The sequence below is a fragment of the Pseudomonas sp. PNPG3 genome (assembly GCF_023093815.1).
GTDB classification, from domain to species: domain Bacteria; phylum Pseudomonadota; class Gammaproteobacteria; order Pseudomonadales; family Pseudomonadaceae; genus Aquipseudomonas; species Aquipseudomonas asiatica.
The window spans coordinates 1-247 of sequence record NZ_JALLKV010000304.1 but is presented as its reverse complement, the minus strand read 5'-3'; the positions used below and the strand labels follow the sequence as shown (position 1 = coordinate 247).

Below are 247 nucleotides of genomic sequence, written 5' to 3'. Positions count from 1 at the left end.
GCCTTGCGAACGCTGGCGAGTACGGCAGCAAGTACGTCTTCCTCCGCCAGTATCTCGAGCTGCCACTCGTGCACCGACTCGCGACGGCCTGCCTGACCGATCGTAGGGTTCGTCGACGCTTCTCCGAAAAACGTGCCCGTACCCTCGGTGCCGAACGAGCATTCGCGGTAGTCGCCAATCCTGCCGCCGCCCGCCGCGAACGCGGCGTTCAGCACGCTGTCGCGGTCGGACTCGGGCGCGAAGACAA

1 protein-coding gene is annotated in these 247 nt (G+C 66.0%); it reads right to left on the bottom strand.

Features of this window, described 5'->3' with window-relative positions; translation table 11 throughout:
* The coding region (locus MJ643_RS31155; protein WP_247727377.1) for an NGG1p interacting factor NIF3 at positions 1–247 on the bottom strand (247 nt) is incomplete at both ends.